Source organism: Paractinoplanes rhizophilus (genome assembly GCF_042664765.1).
Taxonomy (GTDB): domain Bacteria; phylum Actinomycetota; class Actinomycetes; order Mycobacteriales; family Micromonosporaceae; genus Actinoplanes; species Actinoplanes rhizophilus.
The window spans coordinates 546,403-568,607 of the sequence record NZ_JBHTBJ010000001.1 but is presented as its reverse complement, the minus strand read 5'-3'; the positions used below and the strand labels follow the sequence as shown (position 1 = coordinate 568,607).

Below are 22,205 nucleotides of genomic sequence, written 5' to 3'. Positions count from 1 at the left end.
CGTTTCGGCGGCCTTTCGTGCCTATCTTGGAACGAGTGCGAGAGCCGGCGGCGGAGGCGAGGGCGCGGGAGAGCCTGCGCCGGCAGAACCGCGCGCTCGCCGAGCTGGTGGCGACCCGGACCGAGCTGGTCTCGGCGATGCTGCACGAGCTGCGCACACCGCTCGCCTCGACGCTGGCGATGCTCGAGATGTTGCCGGCCGGCGGCACCGGCGACCCGCAGCTCGACGAGGCCCTCGACCTGATCGCGCGCAACGTGCGCCGGATCGCCGGGGTCACCGAGCAGATCGCCACGATCAGCGGGCTGGAGAACGGCACGCTCCCGATCTCGCGCACGGAATTCGATCTCGCCGCGTTGCTCGCCGCGCACGGGTTCGCGGTCGCCGGCGAGCCGGAAACTTTCGTGGGCGACCGGGAGCGCCTGGACCAGGCTCTGGCACGACTGGTGTCCGCGGTACGGGCCCTCGACGGCGCTCGGGCGATGACCGCCGAGGTGGACGGCGAGCATTGGCGGATCTCCCTGCGGCTGCCGTCCGACCTGGTCACCGACCGGCTGTTCACCGGCGCCAACGCCACGGCCCTGATGTTCGCGCGGGCGGTGGCCGGCCGGCACGGCGGCACGATCGGCGTCGAGGGCGGCTCGCTCGTGGTCAGCCTGCCCCGGTCAGCGCGTCCACCCGGGTCAGCAGATCCTGCGCCGTGAACGGCTTGACCAGGTAGTCGTCGGCGCCGGCGTCGAAGCCCGACGCCACGTCCAGCCACTGGCCGCGGCCGGTCAGCAGGATGATCGGGATGTCGGCGGTCTCGGCGTCGTCGCGCAGCGCCCGGCACACCTCGAGGCCGGTCATGCCCGGCATCGTCACGTCGAGGACGGCCAGATCCGGCGGGTGCTCGTGCGCCGCCCGCAGCCCGTCGCGGCCGGTGCTGCTGGTCTCGACCTCGAGGCCGCCCGAGCTCAGCACGGTCCGGACGATCTCCAGCATCGTCGGATCGTCGTCGACCACCAGCACAGAAGTCACCGCATCCCCCTCCGCCGTTACTTAGAGTAGCTTTCATGGGGATGCGCGGTGAGCAGTTCGCCGATCGGTCCCGGTGGACCGTCGGCCGGATGCTCACCGTGGGCTTCCTGCTGGCGCTGCTGGCCCTGGCCGTGGTGGGCGCTAGCGCGTACGTCCGGATCGGGGCCCTGATGCAGAGCCAGGCGCCGATGCAGCGCTCGCATCTGCTGCTCGGCGAGATCGGGCGGCTGGGCGACGGGGTGAACGGGCTCGACCGCACCGCCCGCGCCTACCGCGAGACCGGCAGCCCGACGTGGGTGCAGGCGCTGCGCAACGTCTCGTCCGTGGTCGCCGCCGACCTGGGCCGGGTCCGCGAGGACAGCCGCGGCGACCCGATTCACCAGGAGCTGCTCGACCGGCTCCAGCCGTTGATCCAGCAGCGCCTGGCGCAGTACCAGACGGCGATGGACCAGAAGAAGCCGGCGGCGGTGAACACCGACATGGCGACCGTGCAGACGCTGGTCAGCCAGATGCACGCGCACGAGGAGCAGCGCCTGGCCGAGCAGCTGCGGGCCACCGACGCCAGCGCCCGGCGCACCCGCAGCCTGATCGTCTGGGTGTCGCTGGGCACGGCGGCGCTGGTGGCGCTGTGCGCGCGGTGGATCACCCGGCACATCACCGCCCCGGCCCGGCGGGTCACCGCGGCGGCGCAGCGGGTGGCCCAGGGCGACCTGAGCCGGCGGGCCGAGGTGAGCGGGCCGCAGGAGCTCGCCCAGATGGCGCGGGCGGTGAACACCTCGATGAGCGCGATGGTCGCCGCGCGGGACGAGGCGGTGGCGGCCGCGGCGGCGAAGTCGGCGTTCCTGGCGACCATGAGCCACGAGATCCGGACGCCGATGAACGCGGTGATCGGGATGACCGGGCTGCTGCTCGGCACCGACCTCGACGCCCGGCAGCGGGAACTGGTCGGCACCGTGCACGCCAGCGGCGAGTCGCTGCTGGTGATCATCAACGACATCCTGGACTTCTCGAAGATCGAGGCGGGCGAGCTGACGCTGGCCGAGCGCCCGTTCCCGCTCGGCCCGTGCGTGCGGAGCGCGATCGACCTGGTGGCGCTGACCGCGGACGCGAAGGGCCTGCACCTGTCGGCGCACCTGGCCGGCGACTGCCCGCCGGCGGTGGTCGGCGACGAGAGCCGGATCCGGCAGATCCTGGTCAACCTGATCGGCAACGCGGTCAAGTTCACCGACCACGGCGCGGTGACCGTCACCGTGACCCGGTCCGGCGATCGGGTCCGGTTCGCGGTCCGCGACACCGGGATCGGGATCCCGCACGATCGGCTGGACCGGCTCTTCCTGCCGTTCTCCCAGGTCGACGCGTCGGTGGCGCGGGGCTACGGCGGCACCGGCCTCGGGCTGGTGATCAGTCAGCGGCTCGCCGAGGCGATGGCGGGCGGCATCACGGTGGACAGCGCGCCCGGCCAGGGGTCGACCTTCACCGTGACGGTCCGCCTGCCGGAGGCGGATCCCGACGAAACTTTGCCGGACGCGGCCTTGGGCGACGCCGCGCCGGCTTCGGGTGACGCGGCTTCGGGTGACGCGGTCTCGGGTGACGCGGCTTCGGGTGACGCGGTCTCGGGTGGCGGGGTTTCCGGTGGCGGCTTTTCCGGCGATGCGGCCTCGGGACGGCGGCCGGCCGTGCGCTCGCTGCATGTGCTGGTGGCCGAGGACAACCCGATCAACCAGCGGGTGGCGCAGCTGCTGCTGGAGGGCCGCGGCCACCGGGTGGAAGTGGCGGCGGACGGCCGCGAGGCGGTCGCGGCCGTTCATCGTACGAAATTCGATCTGGTCCTGATGGACGTGCAGATGCCGGTGCTGGACGGCCTGGCGGCGACCGAGCAGATCCGCGCCCGTCCGCCGGTGCACGGCGCGCCGCGGATCGTGGCCCTGACGGCGAACGCCATGGTGGACGACCGCACCGCCAGCGAGCGGGCCGGCATGGACGGTTTCCTGGCCAAGCCGATCCGCGACGCCGAGCTGGACGCGGTGCTGGCCGGCGCGGCCGCGCACGCCGACACGGCCGAGATCGGCGCGCGGTCCGAGGCGGAGAACATCCGCGACTGGGTGGACGGGATGGCCGCCTCGGCCGGCGGGGATCACCGGAAACTTGCTGAGATCCTGCACAACTTCGCCGACCGGCTGCCGTCGGTGCTGAGCCGGATGGACCAGGCGGCGGCCGACGGCGACGCCCGGCACCTGGCGCGGCTCGCGCATTCCTTGAAAGGCTCGTCCGCCACCCTCGGCGCCAACGAGCTCGCCGCGCTCTGTGCCGGCGTGGAGGAGCGGGCGCGCACCGCGCGCCCGCCCGACATCCAGGAGCTTCGTGCCCACGCCGGCGCGGTGACCAGCGTGCTGCGCGAGCTTTCCGCCGAACTTTCGGCGCGTTAGGCCAGGCCGTTGTCGGTCAGGAACGCCTTGGCGACCGCCGCGGTGTCCTGCTTGTCGACCTGCACCTTGGCCAGGTAGGTGGTGAGGTTCTCGGTGGTCAGCTTGGCCGAGACGGCGTTCAGCGCGCCGCTGACCGTCGGGTTGTTCGCCTCGCTGCGGATCAGCGGGAGGACGTTCTCGGCCAGGTAGAGGTTTCTCGGGTCGGCCAGCACGACCAGGTTGTTGGTCTTGATGGCCGAGTCGGTGGAGAAGATGTTGCCGACGTCGATCTGTCCCTTGAGCAGCGCGTTCACCGTCAGCGGGCCGCCCGCGTCGAGCGGCTTGAAGGTCTTGAACTTCACCCCGTACAGCTGGTCGAGGCCCTTGAGGCCCTGGTAGCGCTCCTGCCACTCGGGTCCGGCGCCGATCGTCAGCTTGCCGGCGATCGGCTTGAGGTCGTCGATGGTCTTCAGGTTGTACTTGGCGGCCGTCTGCTGGGTGACGGTCAGCGTGTCCTTGTCCTCGGCGGCCGACTGGTCGAGCACCTCGGTGCCGGCCGGCAGCACCTTTTTGAGCGCGGCCAGCACGTCCTCGGGGCTGCTGACGCCCTCGGGCGCGCCGCCCTTCGACAGGGCGGAGAGCAGCGCGCCGTTGTACTCGGGCAGCAGGTCGATCGAGCCGTCCTGCAGGGCCTTGAGGTACAGCTCCCGGGCGCCGATGTTGAACTGGCGCTTGACCTGCACCTGCTTGGCCTCCAGGGCCTGCGCGTAGATCTCGGCGAGCAGCTCGCTCTCGGCGAAGTTGGCCGAGCCGATCGTCACGGCCGAGGGCGCGTTGCTGCTGCCCGAGTCGGTGTCGTTGCTCAGCGGGTCGTTGTTGGCGCCGCAGGCGGCGAGGGTCACCAGCGCCGCCAGCGCGGCGAAGACGCGGATATGTTTCATCTCGAGGACCTTTCTCGGAGTCCGGGGGACACGATCCGGCGCTGCGCGAAAGCGAGCACCAGGTCGAGCACGACCGCCAGCACCGCGACGACGATGGCGCCGGCCAGCACACGGGAGTAGTCGTTGACGGCGAGGCCGTCGATCAACAGGCGGCCCAGGCCGTTGAGGCCCACCGCCGCGGCCACGGTCGCGGTCGCCACCACCTGCAGGGCGGCGCTGCGGAAACCGCTCATCATCACCGGCAGCGCCAGCGGCAGCTCAACTTTCGCGAGAACTTGCCGGGGGCGCATCCCGACACCTTTCGCGGCGTCGACGACCCGCTGGTCGATGGCGCGGACCCCCGCGTACGCCGAGGTGAGCACCGGCGGGATGACCAGTACGGTCAGCGCGATGAGTACCGGCAGCAGCCCGAGCCCGAGCAGCGTGACCATGAGCATCAGCAAGCCGAGCGTGGGCAGCGACCGCCCGGCGTTGCCCGCGTTGATCGCGATGAACGAGCCGCGCCCGGTGTGGCCGATCCACAACCCGATCGGCAGCGCGATGACCGTGCCGATCAGCAGGGCCAGCGCCGAGTAGTAGAGGTGCGACAGGATCAGCTGCGGGATGCTGCCGTCCGCGGTGACGCTCCAGTGCGCCGGGTCGAACAGGTAGGAGAGGTTCACGCGGATCCGCCCTGGAACCGGGTCCACGGCGTGACCAGCCGCTGGATCAGCACGATGACCAGGTCGGCCGCGCCGGCCAGCAGCACCGACAGGATGACGCCGACCAGGATCGGCTCCACGTAGAACAGTTGGAAGCCGCGCGTGAACAACTGGCCGAGCCCGCCGACGCCGATCAATGCCCCGATGCTGACCAGGCTGATGTTGGCCACCGTGGCGACCCGCAACCCGGCCAGGATCACCGGCAGCGCGACCGGCAACTCGACGTCGACCAGCCGGCGGGTCCGCCGGTAGCCCATCGCGGTGGCCGACTGCACCACGAGCGGATCGACAGAGCGAAGACCGTCGGCGACCGTACGGGCGAGGAGCGCGACCGTGTAGATGGTCAGCGCCACGACGATGTTGAGCGGGGAGAGGATCTTGGTGCCGAGGACGACCGGGAGGAACACGAAGAGGGCGAGCGAGGGGATCGAGTACAGCACCCCGCACGTGTTGACCAGCGGGTGGTACAGCCAGGGAAAGCGGACCCCGAGGTAGCCGATCGGCAGCGCCAGCACGAATCCGACGACCACCGGCAGCAGGGCGAGCCAGATGTGCTGCCGGAGGGCGGTCAGCACGGTTTCCCAGTTGTTGCTCAGATAGGTCGTCACTTCTTCTTCCGTCCGGCCAGGTGGTCCACCAGGTCGTGGTGGGACACGATGCCGTCGGCCGTCCCGCCCTCGGTCACCCGCACCGCGATCCCGGTCGGCGAGGTGATCGCCAGGTCGGTGACCAGCCGTAGCGAGTCAGCGCTGGTGAAGGTGGCGATCTTGTGGATGCCGTCGCCGGTGCGCCAGCCGATCGGCCGGCCCGCCTCGTCGAGCACCAGGCCGGGCGCCTCGGCGGGCGGGCGCACCGGCAGGTCGGCGGCGGTGTCGAAGGAGAGGCTGCGCAGCCCGCGGTCGCGCCCCACGAACTCGGCCACGAACTCGTCGGCCGGGCTCTCGAGGAGCTCGCGCGGGGTGCCGACCTGGGCGAGCACCCCGCCCTGCCGGAAGATCGCGACGACGTCGCCGAGCTTGATCGCCTCGTCGATGTCGTGGGTGACCATCGCGATGGTCTTGCCGAGGTCGCCCTGCAGGCGCAGGAACTCGCGGTGCAGGCCCGCGCGCACGATCGGGTCGACCGCGCTGAACGGCTCGTCCATCAGCATGATCGGCGGGTCGGCGGCGAGCGCCCGGGCGACGCCGACGCGCTGCTGCTGGCCGCCGGAGAGCTGCGCCGGGTAGCGGTCGGCGAACTCCGGCGCGAGCCCGACCCGCTCGAGCAGGCCGAGCGCGTCGGTGCGGGCCTGCCGGCGGGTCCGGCCGAGCAGCATCGGTACGGTCGCGACGTTGTCGAGCACGGTGCGGTGCGGGAAGAGTCCGGCGTGCTGGATCACGTACCCGATGCCGCGCCGCAGCAGCGCCTCGTCGCGCCCGGCGATGTCCTCGCCGTCGATCAGCACGCGTCCCGACGTCGGGCTGATCATCCGGTTGATCATCCGCAGCGACGTGGTCTTGCCGCATCCGGACGGTCCCACGAAGACCGTGGTCCGGCCGGTCGGGAGCTCGAGCGAGAGATGGTCGACGGCCGTGCTACCGCCGGGATAGACCTTCACGACATCGTCGAATGTGATCATGGGGCTCCCGCTCGGTGAATGAGGCTATTCATACTTGCGGGGTAGTGAATAACATGTCAACGCTGGGCGGGAGCCTTTACGCTCCTGAAACTAGGTGGTGCCGATATGCCCGCAGTTGTCCGGCTCGACGGCCGGTCGTTAACGATCGAGGACCTGATCGCGCTCGCGTCCGGCCGGTCGTCGCTCGTCGTCGACCCGGCCGCCCTCGCGCTGGTCGGCTCCCGGCACGAGGCGCTGCTCGAGGCCCAGGCGCGCGGCGCCGTCTACGGCGCCAACACCGGGGTGGGCGCCAACCGGCACGAGCGCACCGTGCCGGCTTCCTCCGCCGACGGCGGCGGCTCGCACGCCCTGCGCCTGCTGCGCAGCCACTGCGCCGGCGTCGGCCCGATCGAGGACGACCGCACCGCCCGGGCGACCATGGTCACCCGCCTCAACCAGATCCTGGCCGGCGGCTCCGGCATCTCCCCGCGGATCGCCGAGGCCCTGGCGGACGCCCTGCGCGACGGCGCGGTGCCCACCATGCACTCGTGGGGCGCGATCGGCACCGCCGACCTGGCCGCCCTGGCCGAGCTCGGCCTGACCCTGGCCGGCGAGCGCCCGTGGCGTTCCGGCCGCGCCCCGGTCACCTCGATCGACGCCACCGACGCCCTGCCGATGATCTCGTCGAGCGCGCTGACGGTGGCCACCGCCGCGCTCGCGCTCGACCGGATGCGCAGCCAGCTGCGGGCGTCGGTGGTGGTCGGCGCGCTGACCTTTCTCGCGCTGCGGGGCAACCCGGAGGCGTACGACGAGGCGGTCCACACCGCCCGCGCGCACCCCGGCCAGGCGGAAGTCGCGGCCGAGCTGCGCTCGCTCGTCGCCGGTTGCGCCACCCCGGTACGGATCCAGGACCCCTTCGGCCTGCGGGTGCTGCCGCAGGTGACCGCCCCGGCCCTGGACGCGGCCCGGGGGTTGCACGAGGCGGTCCTCGGCGAGCTCAACGCCGCCGTCGAGAACCCGCTGGTCACCGCGGACGGCGTCCGGCACCACGGCCAGTTCCACACGGCGACGCTGGCGTCCCGTCTGGACGCCGTGCGCGGTGCTTTCCTGCCGGTCCTGTCCCTGTCGGCGGCCCGGCTGGGCCTGCTGATGCGCCCGGACATGACCGGGCTGCGGGCGTTCCTCGCCGACGGCCCGCCCGGCAGCTCCGGCCTGATGATCACCGAGTACGTGGTCCAGGACCTGCTCACCGAGATCCGGGTGGGGATGCAGCCCACCGCCGCCGGCACGCTGACCATCTCGCTCGGGCTGGAGGAGCACGCCAGTTTCGCCACCCAGGGCGCCCGCTCGCTGCGCGCGATGACCCGCCTGGCGCCCACGCTGCTCGCCGCCGAGCTGGTGGCGGCGGTGCGGGCGCTGCGGATGGCGCCGGGCCGGCTCGCCGGCGGGACCGCGCGCGAGGCCTTCGACCTGGCCGCCAAGGTTCTCGACGCGTCGATGGCGGATCGCCCCCTGGGCGACGACCTGACCCGCGCGGCCGATCTGCTGCCGGTCCTCGGCGGTCTTTGACCTTCGGGTCAGGCCGGTCTGCTGCCTGTCTTCGGCGGTCTTTGACCTTCGATCAGGCCGGTTCCAGGACGGCTCGCGGCTGCCGCCGGATCTGGAGGAACTTGTCCGCGGCGACGACCGCGGGGGCGATGAGGGACAGGCCGATCACGACCACCCATTGGCCGCCGCTGAGCGAGGTGGTGTCGAGCAGCCGCTGGAGCATGCCGAGCTCCACGGCGGCCCAGGTCATCACCCAGCCCCCGATGATCCAGCCGAGGTACGGGAAGACCGGGGAGGACCACGGCGCCTGGCGTTCGCGGCGCATCACCAGGCCGATGTTGACCGCGGACAGCGAGACGATGGCGAAGGCCATGGTCATGTTGACCGAGGCATCCGTGGTGCTCGGCTTGCCGGGTCCCCAATGAAGAACCGACAGGGCGGTGGCGGCGACCACGAAGCCGAAGATGAACCAGCGGGCGATCCACGGCCGGGTGACGATCTTCGTGCCGGGCCGGCGTGGCGGCCGCTGCATCACGCCGGGGTCGGGGACGTCGACGATGAACCCGATCACGACGGTGATGACCACGAAGAACTTGCAGAACAGCAACTGCAGCGGGAACAGGGCGACGCCACCGTTGATGTCGAGGATGGTGGCGTAGAGCATCAGCTGCAGCACCGAGGACAGGACGGTCAGCTGCATCCGGATGTAGGTGGAGATCCGCCGGTAGATGTCGCGGCCCAGCTCGACCGCGCGCACCAGGGTCGCGAAGTTGTCGTCGGTCAGCACGATCTTCGCCGCCTGCTTGGAGACCTCGGATCCGCTGCCCATGGCGACGCCGACGTCGGCCTGCTTCAGCGCGGCCGCGTCGTTGACCGCGTCACCGGTCATCGCGACCACCTGGCCGTCCTGCTGCATGAGCTGGGCCAGCCGCAGCTTGTCCTCGGGCGCAACCCGGCCGAACACGTGCAGCCGGGGCAGTTGGCGCAGCACCTCGTCATCGGGGAGATGCTGCAGCTCGGTGCCGGTGATCACGCCCGGGCCGAGGCCGAGCTCGTCGGCGATCGCGCGGGCGGTGACGGTGTGGTCGCCGGTGATCATCCGTACGTCGATCCCGGCCCGCAGGGCGACCCGTACCGCGTCCTTGGCCTCGCTGCGCAGCGGGTCCATGATCCCGACCAGCGCGACCAGGACGAGGTCGTCGACCGCGGCCATCGGGTCGGCCATCGCCGCGGTCATCGCGGCGTCGTCGAGGTCGCGGGCGGCGAACGCGAGAACACGCAACCCGCGCTCGGACAGCCGGCGGTTCGCGGCCAGGATCTCGTCCCGGACGGTGGCGATCGGGACCACCTCGCCGTGCCACAACGCCGAGGCGCAGCGCTCCAGAACGACATCGGGGCCGCCCTTGACGCTGGCGAAATGCGAGTGGGTGATGATCCCGCCGGTCATCTCGCGGGGGCGATCGTGGAAGGTCGCCATGAACTTGTACGCGGAGTCGAACGGCACCTCGGCCCGGCGGGGCAGGGCCTGGCGGGTCTGCTCGGCGTCGGCGCCGAGCTTCGCGGCCAGCACCACGAACGCCGCCTCGGTCGGGTCGCCGATGACCGAGCCGTCGTCGCCCACGGTCGCGTCGGTGCACAGGATCAGGCCCAGCGCGAGCCGGTGGAAGTCGGGCGTCGTCGCGCCGGCGACGCCCAGGACGGCGCCGGTCTTCTGGTACCCGGGTCCCTCGATCTTGTACCAGTCGCCGCCGGCCAGCATCGTGGTCGCGGTCATCGCGTTCATCGTCAGCGTGCCGGTCTTGTCGGAGTTGATGACCGTCGTCCCGCCCAGGGTCTCCACGTCCGACAGCGACTTGACCACCGCCTTGGCCTCGGCCAGCCGGCGCGCTCCCGACGACAGCATGGCCTGGACGAAGGTGGGCAGCCCGGTCGGGATGGACGCGATCGCGGTCGAGATGCACAGCAGCACCAGCGTGGTGGTGTCCATGCCGCGTACCAGGCCGAAGACGGCGATGATGGCCACCGCCGTGAAGGCGAGCGCGCCGAACACCTTGGTCATGCCGTCCAGCTCGCGCTGCAGCGGGGACGGCGCGCGACGGGTGGCGTTGACCATGCCGGCGATCCGGCCCATCTGCGTCGCGGCGCCGGTGTCGGTGACCACGAACGCCGTCGTGCCCCGGGTGACCTGGGTGTTCTGGAACACCAGGTTGGTGCGGTCGCCGAGCGCCACGTCCCCGTCGGGCAGCGTGCCCGGGTCCTTCGGCACCGGCGCGCTTTCCCCGGTCAGCGCGGCCTCCTGTACCTCCAGCGTCGCCGCGGAGATGACCCGCCCGTCGGCCGGGACCACGTCGCCGGCCTCCAGCAGGACGATGTCGCCCGGCACCAGGCCGGTCGACTCGATCTGCTCGACCTGGCCGCCGCGGCGCACCCGCGCCTGCGGCACCTGGAGCTTGGCCAGCGCGTCCACGCTGGCCCGGGCCTTCATCTCCTGGTTCGTTCCCATCACCACGTTGAACAGCACCAGGCCCAGCACCACGAGCGCGGTGGCGATCTGCACGATCGCAAAGCTGGCCACGACCACGAGCAGCAGCATGATGTTCATCGGGTTGGCGAGCTGGCCCCGGGCCACCGCCCACATGCTCGGCGGCGGTTCCTGGGGCAGCTCGTTGGGCCCGTGCTCGGCCAGTCGCCGGTCGACCTCGGCGGCGGTCAGCCCCTGTTCCGGGTCGACACCCATCCGGGCCGACACATCCGAGGCCGACAACGCATACGGGGCGGGGCTTCCGGCGGGATGTTCCTTGATGGTCATCCGAACTCTCCCCAGGTCGAGGCGGCTGCTCAGAACGGTGTGGGGATGTAGCGCAACGGGCGATCGGGCTCGACGTAGCCGTCGGCCCGCTGGCGCTTGGGCAACGAGATGTCCCGATGGGCGAGCGGCTTGTAGGGGACCTCACCGAGCAGGTGGCTGATGATGTTGAGCCGGCCGCGCTTCTTGTCGTCGGTCCGGGCGACGTACCACGGCGCCCACGCGGTGTCGGTGGCGGCGAACATGGCGTCGCGGGCGCGCGAGTAGTCGTACCACCGGCTGTACGACTTCAGGTCCATGCCGGAAAGTTTCCAGATCTTGCGCGGATCCTCGATGCGGCTCTCCAGCCGCCGCGTCTGCTCCTCCGGGCTGACCTCGAGCCAATACTTCAGCAGCAGCATCCCGGAATCGACCATGGCCTTCTCGAACGACGGGGTCAGCTCGAGGAACCGCTCGGTCTCCTCCGGCGTGCAGAAGCCCATCACCCGCTCGACTCCGGCGCGGTTGTACCAGCTGCGGTCGAAGATGACGACCTCGCCGGCGGCCGGGAAGTGCGCGGCGTAGCGCTGGATGTACATCTGCGACCTCTCGCGCTCGGTCGGAGCGGGCAGCGCGACCACCCGGAACACCCGCGGGCTCACCCGCTCGGTGATCCGCTTGATCGTGCCGCCCTTGCCGGCGGTGTCCCGGCCCTCGAACACGACGCAGATCTTGGCGCCGGTCGCCTTGACCCACTCCTGCATGGCCACGAGCTCGCCGTGCAGGCGTCGCATCTGCTCCTCGTACGCCTTGCGCTTCAGCTTCGGCGCTGGTTCGGAGCGGTGCTTCTTGTCGTTTCCCTTGGCCATGGCAACCCCTCCGGCCGCGCCCACCACCTAGGCGTGCGGTTACCAGCATGGGAACGGCGGCATCGGGCGGCATCCTCCGAGGAGGGTGAATTGTGGGTCGCGGGGCAGCGGCTTTCGGACTCAGTCGAGCGGGCGCAATTCGTCGGCATAGCTGACGGCGTGCCGGCGCAGCACGCCCGCCGCGCTGATCGAGTATTGGCCCATCCGCCACAACGGCGGCGAATACGCGTGAATGGACACCGATCCGTCGATCGCGCCGGCCATGCGGTGGATGCGGTCGGGACCGAACGCGAACACCCGTCCCACGCCGATCACCCGGGTCTTCGGCTTTCCGCCCAGGCGCGGCGTGGCCTCGGAGACCGCGCCCCGGGTCACCGCGACCGCGCCCGCGGAAATGTCGTGGTCGTGCCAGCCGGTGTCGTCGGAAAGATTCCAGCAGAGCACCCAGACGTCGATGTCGCCGTCGCGGTGGAGCTGCGCGTAGTGCCGGCTGCCGGTGTCGTGCCGGACGAGTGGCTGCCACAGGCCCGGACGAGCGGCGACGCCGGCCACCCAGGCCTTGAGCTCGCGCGGGGCGAGAATCCGGCCGGGCAGGGCGGGCAGGGTGTCGACCATCGTCATCGCGGCTCTCCGATCAGGACGCGCGGGTTGGCGGTGCGCATGGCGTGCGCGAACGCGGCGCCCAGCCCGGGATCGGCCGATTCCGCGTAGGGGCGGTCGGAGCCGTGCACGATCGGGTCGACCCCGACGACGCGAACCATCGCGTCGATCGCGCGGGTGCCGTAGGAGGAAGTTTCGTAGAAAACCTTCGCGTCGACCGGGCCGAGGTTGCCGCCGCGGGCGGTGAGCCGCTCGTGGTGCAGCGGCGCGAGGCCGGCCAGCGCGACGAAGGCGATGCGCAGGCCCGGGTGCCGCGACCGGCCGGCGACGTGCCAGGCCAGCCAGGACAAATGCAACTGCGACACGTACGGGCCCAGGGCCGGCCACCATGCGGGCAGGCCGGGGGCGCACGCCGGCGCCGGGCCGGGATGCACGAGCACCGGTTTGCCGGCGCGCTCGGCCTCGTCGAGCAGCGGCGCCAGCCGGGCCACCGCGGCCGGGTCGCCGAGCGCGGTCGCCGGCAGTTGCAGGCCGGCGACCCGGCGCTCGCGCAGCACCTTGGCCAGGCCGTCCGGGTCGGGCTCGGCGACTGGGGCGGCGGCCCACACCCGGAACGGGTCGGGCAGCTCGAGCGCGCTCTCGTGCCAGATGTCGATCAGCTCGGCGCCGTCCGGGCCATTGAGGTGCTCGATGCCGAGCGGGCTGGAAAGTGAAACAAGGACTTGCTCGGCAGTTTCCTGCTCCCGGCGGGCCGCGATGTCGTGGGCGGCGGGGTCCACCTGGTAGGGCGGCTCGCCGGGGAGATGCAGGGTCCAGCCGCGCAGGTACGGGAACTCGCTGCGGCGGCGGAGGGCGTCGAGCAGGCGTGGCGGCCAGAGGTGCTGGTGGCAATCGATCACCATGGCTCCTGCCTCGTTCCTCGGGTGTCGTTCCTCGGGCGTTGTTTCGCGGGCGGCGTTCGCTTGCTCGGGCGCGTTCCGTTTTCTCCGACGTCGTTTGTGTTTCCCGGGCCGTTGTTCTGGTTTCTGGCTGTTGTTTCTCGGGTGGGGGGAAGCGCTTCACTCCATGCATCGAGTGAAGCGCTTCCGCCCCCTTGTGCGCAAGGGCTTCCCGGCCGCCGCGCCCGGTGATCATCGGCAATGTGCCTGTTCGGGCGGTGTTACTCTCGGCCGGTGTCTGGACAGCGACGCACGCTGCAAGATCTGGCGGACGCGGCGGGCCTGTCGCTGGCGGCCACGTCGTATGCGCTGCGCGGCGTCCGCGGGTCACCGGCCACCATCACCCGGGTGCGGGAGCTGGCCGAGGAGCTCGGCTACACCGTGGACCCGATCGCGCGGGCGCTGGCCAGCGGGCGTACCGGATCGGTCGGAGTGAGTGGCTCGCTGCGCGACCTCTGGCAGCAAGATCTCTCCGTGCTCCTCACCCGTGCCCTGCGCAGCCAGGGCAGTTACGCCACGATCGCGGACGCCGACGCCGACCCCGAGCAGGAACGCCTGATCGTCGAGCAGTTCGCGGCCCAGCGCGTCGACGGCGCCCTGGTGTCGCCGGTGGACCCGACCGCGAAATACTGGCGCCTGCTCGGCCCGGAGGTCGCCGTGGTCGCGATCGGCGACGCCCTGACCGCGCGGCCGGGCACCGGCAGCGTGCTGTTCGACAACCGGTACGGCGTGCGGGCGGCCCTGGCGCACCTGGCCGGGCTGGGCCATCGCCGGATCGGCCTGCTGGCGCCCGCGCTGCCCTCCACTCCCGGCCGCCCGGCGCAGGTGCTGGCGGCCGAGGTGGCTTCGCGGCTCGGCGTCGACCTGGTGGAGATCGCGGCGCCCGCGGCCACGGTCGATGCGGTCGAGGTGGCCGCGGAGCTGCTGGCGGCGCCGCAGCGTCCGACCGGGGTGTTCTGCTTGAGCGATTCGCTGGCATTCGCGGTGTACCGGGCCGCGCGGGAGATGGGGTTGCGCTTGCCGGACGACCTGTCGGTGGTGGGCTACGACGACCATCAGCTGGCCGCCCTGGTGGATCCCGGCCTGACCACGATGGCCTGGGACGAGGACGCCATCGTGGCGGCGGCGGTGGAGCAGCTGGCGGGCCCGGCCGAACCGGCGCCGCTGTTCCGCCCGGAGCTCGTGGTGCGCGGCTCGACCGCCCGGCCGGCCACCTGATCCGTCGGCGTCCGGCCGCTCGCACCTTGCGGCCTTGTTTCGGCGCGGGCCGCGTTTATCTTTCGGCTAGCCCTTTCTCCAGCAACCCGGCCGTCGGCCGGCCTTTCTCCAGCAAGTCGGCGACGCGGTCGAGGTCACGGCCGAACGGCCGGTCGGCCGAACCTGGCGGGAGCACGGCGGCGATCTCGTCGAGCGCGGCCCGTCCGCGCCCGGTCAGCCCCTCGGGCGGGCCGCCGAGCAGCCGGGCCTGATGGACGGCGAGCAATTCGCAGGACAGCACGTCGCGCAGGCCGGAGATCACTTCGCCGAGACATTCCGCGGCCTCGAAGCCGAAGCTTTGCACATCCTCCTGGCCCAGCGACGTCTCCATCGCTCCGACCAGCGACGGCGTGGCGAAGCGGCGTAACCGATGCACGACACCGACCGCCCGTTTGTGGACGGTCACCATGCCCGCGTGCAGCCCGGGCGCGTCGGAGAGCTGCCGGGACAGGCCGGTGATGTCCGCGTCGAGCATCCGGTGCAGGCGGGCAGCGCCCAGCTCGGCGAGATGCAGGAGCGCGGCGGTGAGCGCGCCGGCCTGCGCGGCGAGGTCGGTGCCGGCAAAGCCGAACGTCCCGGCGAACCGCCCGTCGAGGTGCGCGGGGGAGTCGGTGACGGCCGCGAGCGCCCGGTCCGCCGCCGCCTCCAGCCCGGCAACCGCCCGCAGCGCGACGGCGATCGCGGGCGCCGTGACCCGGAACGAAACGGGCGCCTGCAACCGCCGGTCCGGTCCGCCGCCGGACGTCTCGCCCGGGACGTCGCCGCCCAGCAGGCCGCGCATCGCGGCGAGGACGGTGCTCAACTCCTCGCTGTCGGCCAGGGCGGGATGCAGCGGGTCGTGGCTGGCCCGGACGACCGCGTGCGACGCCGCCGAGGCGATCACGATCTGGGCGAGGAGCGCCCGGGTGTCCTCGGCCGCGAGGGTTGCCAGGGCGGTCAGGCCGGGGACGCCTTCGAGAAAGGCGACGCCTTCCTTCGCCTCGAACGGACGCGGAGTCAGCCCGGCGGCGAGCAGAGCCGGAGCCGCGTCGACAACCGCGCCGGGCCGGTCCCCGTCGGGCTGGCCCGCGCCGGTTTGGTCTGCGTCGGGTTGGCCCGCGCCGGCTTCGGCGGCCAGCCGGCCGGTGGGCGGGGCGAGCACCTGGCCGGTGCCGATGAGGACCGCGCCGGCGTGGGCGAGGGGGATGATTTCGCCGGCCGCGCCGCCGCGCAGCGGGATGGCCGGGACGATGTCGGCGTCCAAGAGGGCCACCAGGAACTCGCACAGCGACGGCGAGGCTCCGGCGGCCGGGTGCAGCAGGGTGCGGAGGCGGGCGGCCAGCACGGCGCGGCCCTGGTCGCGGCGCAGCCACGGCGCCGAACCGACCGCGCGGCCGATCATCAAGGTGTTCTGCTGGCGGGTCTGGGCGTCGGCGTCGAGACGGACGCCGGCCATGGCGCCCATGCCGGTGTTGACGCCGTAGACGGGGCGGTCGCCGTCGAGGTCGTCGAGGGTGGCGCGGCGGCTCGCGGCCAGGTCGTCGAGCAGGCCGGGAGCGAGGACGATCCGGCAGCGCGACCGGGCCAGCGAAGCAATCACCGCCCGGGAGAGGTCCTCGGGCCGCCGGATCTCGTGCACCGGGCCGGGCGCATCGGGGGCGTCCGGCGTGGTCATCGGTAGCGGAGCATGGTGCCGGCGTCCACGGCCTCGGCCCGGGTCAGGATCAGGTGCGCCAGGGCCACGTCCAGGATGGACAGGCCGCGGTGCCAGAAGAGGATGCGCTCGCCGGGAGTCTCGCGGCCGGGCTTGCCGCCGCTGACGATCTCGCCGATCTGGGCGTACAGGTTCTGTTCGGTCAGGCGGCCGCTGTCGACGTGCGACCGCAGCGCGCCGAAGCGGCCCGAGCGGGACTCGCGCCAATCGTCGACCACAACCTTGTCCATCACGTCGAGGAGGTCCGGTTCCACCGCGCTGACAGTGCCGTACGGAACCACGAACGCGCCGCGCTTGACCGCCGCCGTACGCAAAAGGGGTGTTGGTTTTTCCAGGCGCGAAGCCTCGACGAGGATGTCGGCCTGATCGAAAGTTTCCGCGGCGGTCGCGACGGCGCGCACCGGAGTTTCGGTGACCTCGCGCAGGCGGGCGGCGAAGGCTTCGCGCGACTCGGGCCGGCGACTGGTGACCCGGATCTCCTCGAGCGGGAACAGGCTGTCGAGCATGGTGACGTTGGAGAACGCGGTGCCGCGCGCGCCCACATGGCCGAGGACGCGCGAATCCTTGCGGGCCAGAAACTTCGCGCCGACGGCGGTCATCGCGCCGGTCCGGACCTCGGTGATCAGCGTCGCGTCCATGATCGCCAGGGGGACGCCGGTGGTGGGGTCGAAGACCGTCATCAGCGCGAGCTCGCTGGGCAGGCCCTTCTGGTAGTTCGGCACGAAGTCGCCGACGACCTTGACGCCGCTGAGGCCGTGGTCGCCGAGGGTGGCGACGTGGCCGCGCAGGATGTTGAAGTGGCCGGCGCCGCCATTTCCGGGAACGAGATGCGTGCGCGGCTCGAAAACCGTCTCACCGCGGCCGTGCGCGCCGACCACCTCCTCGACGGCCGCGATGACCTCGTGGTTCGCGATGCCGAGGCGGTCGATGTCGGGGCCGGAGAGAAACCGTAGCCAGATCGCCGGGCTTCCGTGAATCATGTAATGCAGCCTATAGCCGAGCGTTTCAAGCTATTCAGAACGGCCGGGAAGGCCCGTCCGCAGCTCAGCCGCGGGGAAGCGCTTCCCGGGCTTCGACGCATGTTTCGGCACATGGTGGGGATCATCGCGCACCGATGTTGAGAGAGCGCTTCCCCGCCTTGGATACTCCTGGGCACTCACGTCCCCTCTCCCCGAAGGGAGCGTCATGCATTCATCCCCACGAATGCGCATCCTGTCCGCTGCGCTGCTCGCCGCCGCGACCACTCTCGTGGTGGCGCCCGCGGCCGCCGAGGCCGCGACCGTCACGGTTCAGGCCGAGTCCTACGCCGCGCAATCCGGCGTGCAACTCGAGGCGACCGCCGACTCCGGCGGCGGACAGAACGCCGCCTATCTCGCCGACGGCGACTGGATGCGTTACGACGGCATCGATCTCGGCGCCGCCGGCACGCTGACGGTGCGGGCCCGGGTGGCCTCCGCGGTCGGCGCCGGGCGGGTCGAGCTGCGCACCGGCTCGCTCACCGGCCCGCTGCTCACCCAATTCGCGATCGCCGCGACCGGCGGCTGGCAGGTGTGGACCACGCTGACCGCGACCACGGCGACCCACCCGACCGGCGCGCAGACAGTTTTCGCGGTCCTGCGAAACTCGACCGGCGGAGATTTCGTCAACATCAACTGGTTCTCGTTCGGCGACGGCGCGCCGGCCGACAGCGGGCCGGGCTGGATCCCGATCGACCAGGCCGCCTGGAACGCGCAGCTCGCCGAGTTCAACTCGATCACGCCGCGACCGGTGCCGGCCACCGCCGTGCGAGTGGCGGAGTTCAACGCGACCTGTGCCTACAGTCACTCCCACCCCGACGACCCGATCGTCTTCCCGGGCATGCCGGGCGCGTCGCACATGCACAGTTTCCTCGGCAACACGAAAACCGACGCGTACACGACGACCGGGACGCTGCTCGGCAACGCCGGCACCAGTTGCCGCCCGCTGCCGGACCTCTCCGCCTACTGGATCCCGACGCTCTACCAGGGCAACATCGCGATCGAGCCCAAGGACGTAGTCGTCTACTACGGCTCCCGGCTCACCGACCCGTCGGTCACCAAGCCCTTCCCCCAGGGCTTCCGCATGATCGCCGGCGATGCCAAGCTCCAGGCGCCCACCCCGGCCGGCTCGGTCAACGCGTTCTACTGTGCCGGCCCCGGCGGCGAGATCGGCCGTAGCGCCGACGGAAACTGGCCGGTCTGCGCCGCCACCGCCGTCCTCATGTTCCACCTGGTCTTCCAGGACTGCTGGGACGGCAAGCACCTGGACAGCCCGACCCACAAGCAGCACGTCAGCTACAGCTACGACGGCACCTGCCGGGGGGACTACCCGGTCGCCATCCCGAACCTTTCGTTCCTCATCTCGTACCCGGCCTCCGGCTCGTCGGCGGGCTTCCGCCTGGCGTCCGGCATGGCGTCGTCGATGCACGGCGACGCGTTCTTCGCCTGGGAGAACCGCGCCCAGTCCGAGCGCGTGAAGAACTGCCTCGTCCAGAAGGCGAAGTGCAACACCAACGGCGATTTCTAGAACCTTTCCGCGTACGCGTCGCCGCGGCCCCCACCGCGGCGGCGCGTACGCCGAGGTCATTTGACGGACAGCGCGGCGGTGACGGCCTCCTCCTTCGTGGCCAGGCCCTCGAGCCGGTAGGTCACCGTGCCGCCCTGCCAGATCAGCGTCGGGCCGGCCAGCCGGGCCGTGGCGGTGCGCTCGATGCCGGCGCGGTCCACGTAGGTGACCGGGTGCGGCCCGGGCACCCAGATGCCGGTGTAGGCGGCGATCTCGACCCACTGGGCGTTCGGGGACTGCTTCAGGAAGGCGATCGACAGCGTGCCGTCGAACTGGTCGAAGCGAACCTTTCCGGCGCGGTACGAAACTGTCACCACCCGGGGAGCGCCCGTGCCGTCCTGATCGGCCATGGTCACCTGTTCGGGCGTGCCCAGCGCGGCCGGCAGCCGCACGGGGAACTTGGCCAGGCGGCGGGCCTCGTCCAGGGCCGCCACGCGCTGCGACGGCAGGGGACTGGGGCCGGCGGGCACCGCGGTGGGCTTCGCGGTGGTGCGCACCTCGATGCCGGCGACGCGTAGCAGCTCGAGCACGGCGGCCCGGGCGGGCGCGATCGCACCGGTCGCGCCCACGGCGGCGACCAGCGCCGAGATCAGCCAGAGCCGCCAGCGGTGACGCCGGGACGGAGGTCGCGCCGAGGCCAGGCGGGCGCGGACGGCGGCGCGCTGGTCGGCGGGTTCGGGCACGTCGAGGTGGTCGCCGAGCGCGCGCAGCTCGGCGATCAGGTCGTCGGGGCGATCAGGCATCGGTTCCCTCCTCTCCCGGTCCCCGCGCCGGTTCGGGCGCGCCCATCTGGTCCCGCAGCCGAGCCAGCGCTCGTGACGTCCGCGACTTGACCGTTCCCTTGCGCACGCCGAGCGCCACGGCGGTCTCGGCCTCCGACAGGTCCAGCAAGTAGCGGCACACCAGCACCTCGCGGTCCCGGTCATCCAGCAACCGCAACCGCTGCACCAGGCGTTGGCGCCGCTCGTGGGCCAGCGCCGACTCGGCCGGGTCCGGTGCGAGCGCGAAAGCCTCGTGCGAGGCGGCCCGCAACACCAGCCCCTCGCGCCGTTGCCGCGACCGGTGCAGGTTTCGCGTCTCGTTCGCGACGATCGCGAGCAACCAGGCCTTGAACCCCGCCTCACCGCGGTAGGACGAAAGTTGCCGGTACGCCTTGACCATCGCCTCCTGCACCACGTCGTCGGCCTCGGCCCCGGCGCCGAGCAGCACGGCGGCCCGGTGCGCGGGCACGGTGTAGTGCGCGACCAGGAACTCGTACGCGTCCAGGTCGCCGGCCCGCGCCCGCGCCACCGCGGTCGCGTCGTCCAGCTCGGTGGCCTTCTCCAGCTCGACACCTCCATGCGGATTGTGCGCCACGGCGGAGACCGCGTGGCCTACGTCGCCCCCTGCCGCGCTCGACGAAGGCCGGCAACAACCCTCGACGAACACATCATCGACACCGCCGGCCGAGAAAAGGTTCCCGGGCACCTTCGGCGACACCGGGCACCTTCGACGACACCGGGAGGCGAGAAAGTTCGCGGGAACCTTTCCGGCGGTCGCGGTGTCGACAGGGCATGACGACGCGACGGGGATTTCTGGCACTGGGCGGCGGCGCCGCGGCCGCCCTGCTCGGCGCCTGTTCAGTACGCGAGCCGAGCGAAACACGCGAGATGAGCAAAAGAGGCGGGCCGAAGGAAACCGGCGCGAAAGTTCCCGACGTCGTGCTGGCCGACAGCGAGCACGGCCTCGTGGTCCTGGGCGGGGCCCGGCCCGGCACGCCCGGCGCGCGCGCCGCGGCCAGCGCCGACGGCAGAGTCGTCTTCGCGGTGACCGGCGACGACCTCGTGCGGTTCGACCCCGCGGACGGGATAACCACCCGGAGCACCACGCTCGGGGGCGGGTGGCTACCCCGGACCGTCTCGCGGACCGCATGCGCCCTGAGCCGCGTGCCCGCAAGCGTGCTGCCGGCGGCTCGCAAGACGACGCCGCTGCTGGTCACCGTCGATGGCAAGAAACGACAGTTCGACCTGCCCGGCGTCGTCGAGCCGGACGCGTTCACCACCGACAACACCGGACTTTTCGTGCTGGAGTGGCTGCCCGCGACCGCGCCCGACCACTACCGGGTACGGCTGCTCGACCTCACCACGGGGGAGGTCGGGCCGCTGCTCACCCGGGACAAGACGGCCGTGCCGCCGGGCGCCGAGGAGGAGATGCGCGGCGAGGGCCGGCAGGCGGTCCTCGCCCCGGACGGCCAGGTGCTCTACACGCTCTACACACACCAGCCCGGCCACCGGCACACTCGCGACCTGCTTTCCGGCCGCCCGGGCAACGCGCACGCCTTCGTGCACGTCCTGCATCTCACCGAGCGCTGGGCCTACTGCCTCGACCTGCCGCACCCGTTCGGCGAGGGGCCGCCGGCCGCGCACGCGATCGCGGCGAGCGCCGACGGGCGGGAGCTCGCGGTCTTCGACGCGAGTTCCGGCAATATCGCGTACGCCGGGACGGCCGAGCTCACGATAACCGGGGTCGTGCAGGCGCCCAAGGGCGCGAAAGCCGGCCTGGCCTACACGCCGGACGGGGCGCACGCGCTGGCCGGCGCCGGCCGGACGATCAGCACCCTGGACCACACCGGCGCCGTGACGGCAAGCTGGTCGATGCGGGCCGACGTGCGCGGCCTGGCCACCAGCCGGGATGGCGCGCGGATCTACTGCGGCGGCGACAACGAAGTGCTCTGGCTCGATCCCGGGGGAGCGGTCCGGGGCCGGGCCGAGGTCGAGGGGCTCACCACACTGAGGAGCGTGCGATGACGATCACCCGCGCGGCGGCGGCCGTGCTCATCTCCGTACTCCTCATGGCTGGTTGCACCGCCAAGCCGACGGCGCGGGAAGCGCCGACCGAAGCACCGAAAGAAACGCCGAAATGCGGCGAAACTATCGTCACCGACGCGCTGCCCGAATGGGCGCGCACCGGCTTCAGCGGCGACGGTTCCGGCAATCCGCATGTCTTCGGAAAGTCCGGCGACATCCTCGCGGTAATTTTCGGCGCGCCGCTCAAGGCGCCGCCCGCGGCCGACCGCAGCAACAAGATTCTCTGGGTGTCCCGGCCACCGTCGACCGAGGCCGGCGACCTGAAGATTTCCGCGAAACTCGACGGAACCGGCGAAACCGCGGAACGCACGGTGACCGGCGGCCCGGGCCCGTCGATCGTCGATCTGCCCAAGGCCGGCTGCTGGCGGCTGACGCTGCAGTGGTGGGGCCACACCGATACGATGGATCTCACCTACTCTTCATGA

20 protein-coding genes are annotated in these 22,205 nt (G+C 71.8%); 7 read left to right on the top strand and 13 right to left on the bottom strand.

Annotated features, from left to right (window positions below; translation table 11 throughout):
• Positions 1-35 precede the first annotated feature (35 nt).
• Positions 36-701, top strand: coding sequence for a sensor histidine kinase (locus tag ACFQS1_RS02525; protein WP_378964267.1), 666 nt, complete (start codon positions 36-38; stop codon positions 699-701).
• On the opposite strand, the gene ACFQS1_RS02520 is transcribed toward ACFQS1_RS02525, so the two are convergent.
• Entirely contained in the window at positions 649-1,017 is a 369-nt protein-coding gene (locus ACFQS1_RS02520) for a response regulator transcription factor (protein ID WP_378964266.1), read from the bottom strand. The two genes, ACFQS1_RS02525 and ACFQS1_RS02520, sit on opposite strands and share 53 nt — an antisense overlap.
• 35 nt (positions 1,018-1,052) lie before the next feature.
• Here ACFQS1_RS02520 and ACFQS1_RS02515 point away from each other — a divergent pair, with 35 nt between their 5' ends.
• On the top strand, positions 1,053-3,443 hold the full coding sequence (locus ACFQS1_RS02515) for an ATP-binding protein (RefSeq protein ID WP_378964265.1): 2,391 nt from the start codon (positions 1,053-1,055) through the stop codon (positions 3,441-3,443).
• On the opposite strand, the gene ACFQS1_RS02510 is transcribed toward ACFQS1_RS02515, so the two are convergent.
• Genes ACFQS1_RS02510 through ACFQS1_RS02495 form a run of 4 tightly spaced genes read right to left on the bottom strand, consistent with a single transcriptional unit; the run spans position 3,440 to position 6,682 of the window.
• Positions 3,440-4,363, bottom strand: a complete 924-nt coding sequence (locus tag ACFQS1_RS02510; protein WP_378964264.1) for an ABC transporter substrate-binding protein — start codon at positions 4,361-4,363, stop codon at positions 3,440-3,442. The genes ACFQS1_RS02515 and ACFQS1_RS02510 overlap by 4 nt on opposite strands.
• Positions 4,360-5,025 carry an ABC transporter permease gene (locus tag ACFQS1_RS02505; RefSeq protein WP_378964263.1) on the bottom strand — a complete coding sequence of 222 codons (666 nt, stop codon included), beginning with the start codon at positions 5,023-5,025 and terminating at the stop codon, positions 4,360-4,362. The genes ACFQS1_RS02510 and ACFQS1_RS02505 overlap by 4 nt, the downstream gene beginning before the upstream one ends.
• Positions 5,022-5,672, bottom strand: a complete 651-nt coding sequence (locus ACFQS1_RS02500) for an ABC transporter permease (RefSeq protein ID WP_378964262.1) — start codon at positions 5,670-5,672, stop codon at positions 5,022-5,024. Before ACFQS1_RS02500 ends, ACFQS1_RS02505 begins: the two co-directional genes overlap by 4 nt.
• A complete protein-coding gene (locus tag ACFQS1_RS02495; RefSeq protein ID WP_378964261.1) occupies positions 5,669-6,682 on the bottom strand; it encodes an ABC transporter ATP-binding protein in 1,014 nt (337 codons plus the stop codon). Before ACFQS1_RS02495 ends, ACFQS1_RS02500 begins: the two co-directional genes overlap by 4 nt.
• A 105-nt stretch (positions 6,683-6,787) precedes the next feature.
• On the opposite strand from ACFQS1_RS02495, the gene ACFQS1_RS02490 reads away from it, so the two are divergent.
• A complete protein-coding gene (locus tag ACFQS1_RS02490) occupies positions 6,788-8,230 on the top strand; it encodes an aromatic amino acid lyase (protein ID WP_378964259.1) in 1,443 nt (480 codons plus the stop codon).
• Between the two features lie 52 nt (positions 8,231-8,282).
• On the opposite strand, the gene ACFQS1_RS02485 is transcribed toward ACFQS1_RS02490, so the two are convergent.
• From ACFQS1_RS02485 to ACFQS1_RS02470, 4 genes are all read right to left on the bottom strand, one after another.
• A complete protein-coding gene (locus tag ACFQS1_RS02485; protein ID WP_378964258.1) occupies positions 8,283-11,018 on the bottom strand; it encodes a cation-translocating P-type ATPase in 2,736 nt (911 codons plus the stop codon).
• A gap of 29 nt (positions 11,019-11,047) precedes the next feature.
• Positions 11,048-11,863 carry a polyphosphate kinase 2 gene (gene ppk2, locus ACFQS1_RS02480; protein WP_378964257.1) on the bottom strand — a complete coding sequence of 272 codons (816 nt, stop codon included), beginning with the start codon at positions 11,861-11,863 and terminating at the stop codon, positions 11,048-11,050.
• A 120-nt stretch (positions 11,864-11,983) separates the two neighbouring features.
• Positions 11,984-12,484 (bottom strand): cysteine dioxygenase, encoded by a 501-nt coding sequence (locus tag ACFQS1_RS02475; RefSeq protein ID WP_378964256.1) that lies wholly within the window; start codon positions 12,482-12,484, stop codon positions 11,984-11,986.
• On the bottom strand, positions 12,481-13,365 hold the full coding sequence (locus ACFQS1_RS02470; RefSeq protein ID WP_378964255.1) for an amidohydrolase family protein: 885 nt from the start codon (positions 13,363-13,365) through the stop codon (positions 12,481-12,483). The genes ACFQS1_RS02475 and ACFQS1_RS02470 overlap by 4 nt, the downstream gene beginning before the upstream one ends.
• A 270-nt stretch (positions 13,366-13,635) precedes the next feature.
• Between ACFQS1_RS02470 and ACFQS1_RS02465 the strand changes: the two genes are divergently transcribed.
• Positions 13,636-14,619, top strand: coding sequence for a LacI family DNA-binding transcriptional regulator (locus ACFQS1_RS02465; RefSeq protein ID WP_378964254.1), 984 nt, complete (start codon positions 13,636-13,638; stop codon positions 14,617-14,619).
• A gap of 55 nt (positions 14,620-14,674) precedes the next feature.
• On the opposite strand, the gene ACFQS1_RS02460 is transcribed toward ACFQS1_RS02465, so the two are convergent.
• Both ACFQS1_RS02460 and ACFQS1_RS02455 read right to left on the bottom strand, forming a co-directional pair.
• The gene (locus ACFQS1_RS02460) at positions 14,675-16,312 is read right to left on the bottom strand and encodes an aromatic amino acid lyase (protein ID WP_378964253.1); all 1,638 of its coding nucleotides are present in this window, start codon (positions 16,310-16,312) and stop codon (positions 14,675-14,677) included.
• Entirely contained in the window at positions 16,309-17,331 is a 1,023-nt protein-coding gene (locus tag ACFQS1_RS02455) for an ornithine cyclodeaminase family protein (RefSeq protein ID WP_378964251.1), read from the bottom strand. Before ACFQS1_RS02455 ends, ACFQS1_RS02460 begins: the two co-directional genes overlap by 4 nt.
• A 205-nt stretch (positions 17,332-17,536) precedes the next feature.
• On the opposite strand from ACFQS1_RS02455, the gene ACFQS1_RS02450 reads away from it, so the two are divergent.
• The gene (locus tag ACFQS1_RS02450) at positions 17,537-18,895 is read left to right on the top strand and encodes a DUF1996 domain-containing protein (protein ID WP_378964249.1); all 1,359 of its coding nucleotides are present in this window, start codon (positions 17,537-17,539) and stop codon (positions 18,893-18,895) included.
• Positions 18,896-18,951: 56 nt separating this feature from the next.
• Here the strand turns inward: ACFQS1_RS02450 and ACFQS1_RS02445 are convergent, their stop codons facing one another.
• Positions 18,952-19,677 (bottom strand): serine/threonine-protein kinase, encoded by a 726-nt coding sequence (locus ACFQS1_RS02445; protein WP_378964248.1) that lies wholly within the window; start codon positions 19,675-19,677, stop codon positions 18,952-18,954.
• The gene (locus ACFQS1_RS02440) at positions 19,670-20,290 is read right to left on the bottom strand and encodes an RNA polymerase sigma factor (RefSeq protein ID WP_378964247.1); all 621 of its coding nucleotides are present in this window, start codon (positions 20,288-20,290) and stop codon (positions 19,670-19,672) included. The genes ACFQS1_RS02445 and ACFQS1_RS02440 overlap by 8 nt, the downstream gene beginning before the upstream one ends.
• A gap of 197 nt (positions 20,291-20,487) precedes the next feature.
• Here ACFQS1_RS02440 and ACFQS1_RS02435 point away from each other — a divergent pair, with 197 nt between their 5' ends.
• Both ACFQS1_RS02435 and ACFQS1_RS02430 read left to right on the top strand, forming a co-directional pair.
• Positions 20,488-21,720, top strand: a complete 1,233-nt coding sequence (locus ACFQS1_RS02435; protein ID WP_378964245.1) for a YncE family protein — start codon at positions 20,488-20,490, stop codon at positions 21,718-21,720.
• The gene (locus ACFQS1_RS02430; protein ID WP_378964244.1) at positions 21,717-22,205 is read left to right on the top strand and encodes a hypothetical protein; all 489 of its coding nucleotides are present in this window, start codon (positions 21,717-21,719) and stop codon (positions 22,203-22,205) included. Before ACFQS1_RS02435 ends, ACFQS1_RS02430 begins: the two co-directional genes overlap by 4 nt.

Coding starts and splice junctions, on each gene's coding strand:
- ppk2 (WP_378964257.1), bottom strand. CDS start 11,863: ATGGCCAAGGGAAACGACAAGAAGCACCGCTCCGAACCAGCGCCGAAG.
- ACFQS1_RS02445 (WP_378964248.1), bottom strand. CDS start 19,677: ATGCCTGATCGCCCCGACGACCTGATCGCCGAGCTGCGCGCGCTCGGC.
- ACFQS1_RS02470 (WP_378964255.1), bottom strand. CDS start 13,365: ATGGTGATCGATTGCCACCAGCACCTCTGGCCGCCACGCCTGCTCGAC.
- ACFQS1_RS02450 (WP_378964249.1), top strand. CDS start 17,537: ATGCATTCATCCCCACGAATGCGCATCCTGTCCGCTGCGCTGCTCGCC.
- ACFQS1_RS02475 (WP_378964256.1), bottom strand. CDS start 12,484: ATGACGATGGTCGACACCCTGCCCGCCCTGCCCGGCCGGATTCTCGCC.
- ACFQS1_RS02510 (WP_378964264.1), bottom strand. CDS start 4,363: ATGAAACATATCCGCGTCTTCGCCGCGCTGGCGGCGCTGGTGACCCTC.
- ACFQS1_RS02490 (WP_378964259.1), top strand. CDS start 6,788: ATGCCCGCAGTTGTCCGGCTCGACGGCCGGTCGTTAACGATCGAGGAC.
- ACFQS1_RS02485 (WP_378964258.1), bottom strand. CDS start 11,018: ATGACCATCAAGGAACATCCCGCCGGAAGCCCCGCCCCGTATGCGTTG.
- ACFQS1_RS02495 (WP_378964261.1), bottom strand. CDS start 6,682: ATGATCACATTCGACGATGTCGTGAAGGTCTATCCCGGCGGTAGCACG.
- ACFQS1_RS02460 (WP_378964253.1), bottom strand. CDS start 16,312: ATGACCACGCCGGACGCCCCCGATGCGCCCGGCCCGGTGCACGAGATC.
- ACFQS1_RS02455 (WP_378964251.1), bottom strand. CDS start 17,331: ATGATTCACGGAAGCCCGGCGATCTGGCTACGGTTTCTCTCCGGCCCC.
- ACFQS1_RS02435 (WP_378964245.1), top strand. CDS start 20,488: ATGACGACGCGACGGGGATTTCTGGCACTGGGCGGCGGCGCCGCGGCC.
- ACFQS1_RS02515 (WP_378964265.1), top strand. CDS start 1,053: ATGGGGATGCGCGGTGAGCAGTTCGCCGATCGGTCCCGGTGGACCGTC.
- ACFQS1_RS02430 (WP_378964244.1), top strand. CDS start 21,717: ATGACGATCACCCGCGCGGCGGCGGCCGTGCTCATCTCCGTACTCCTC.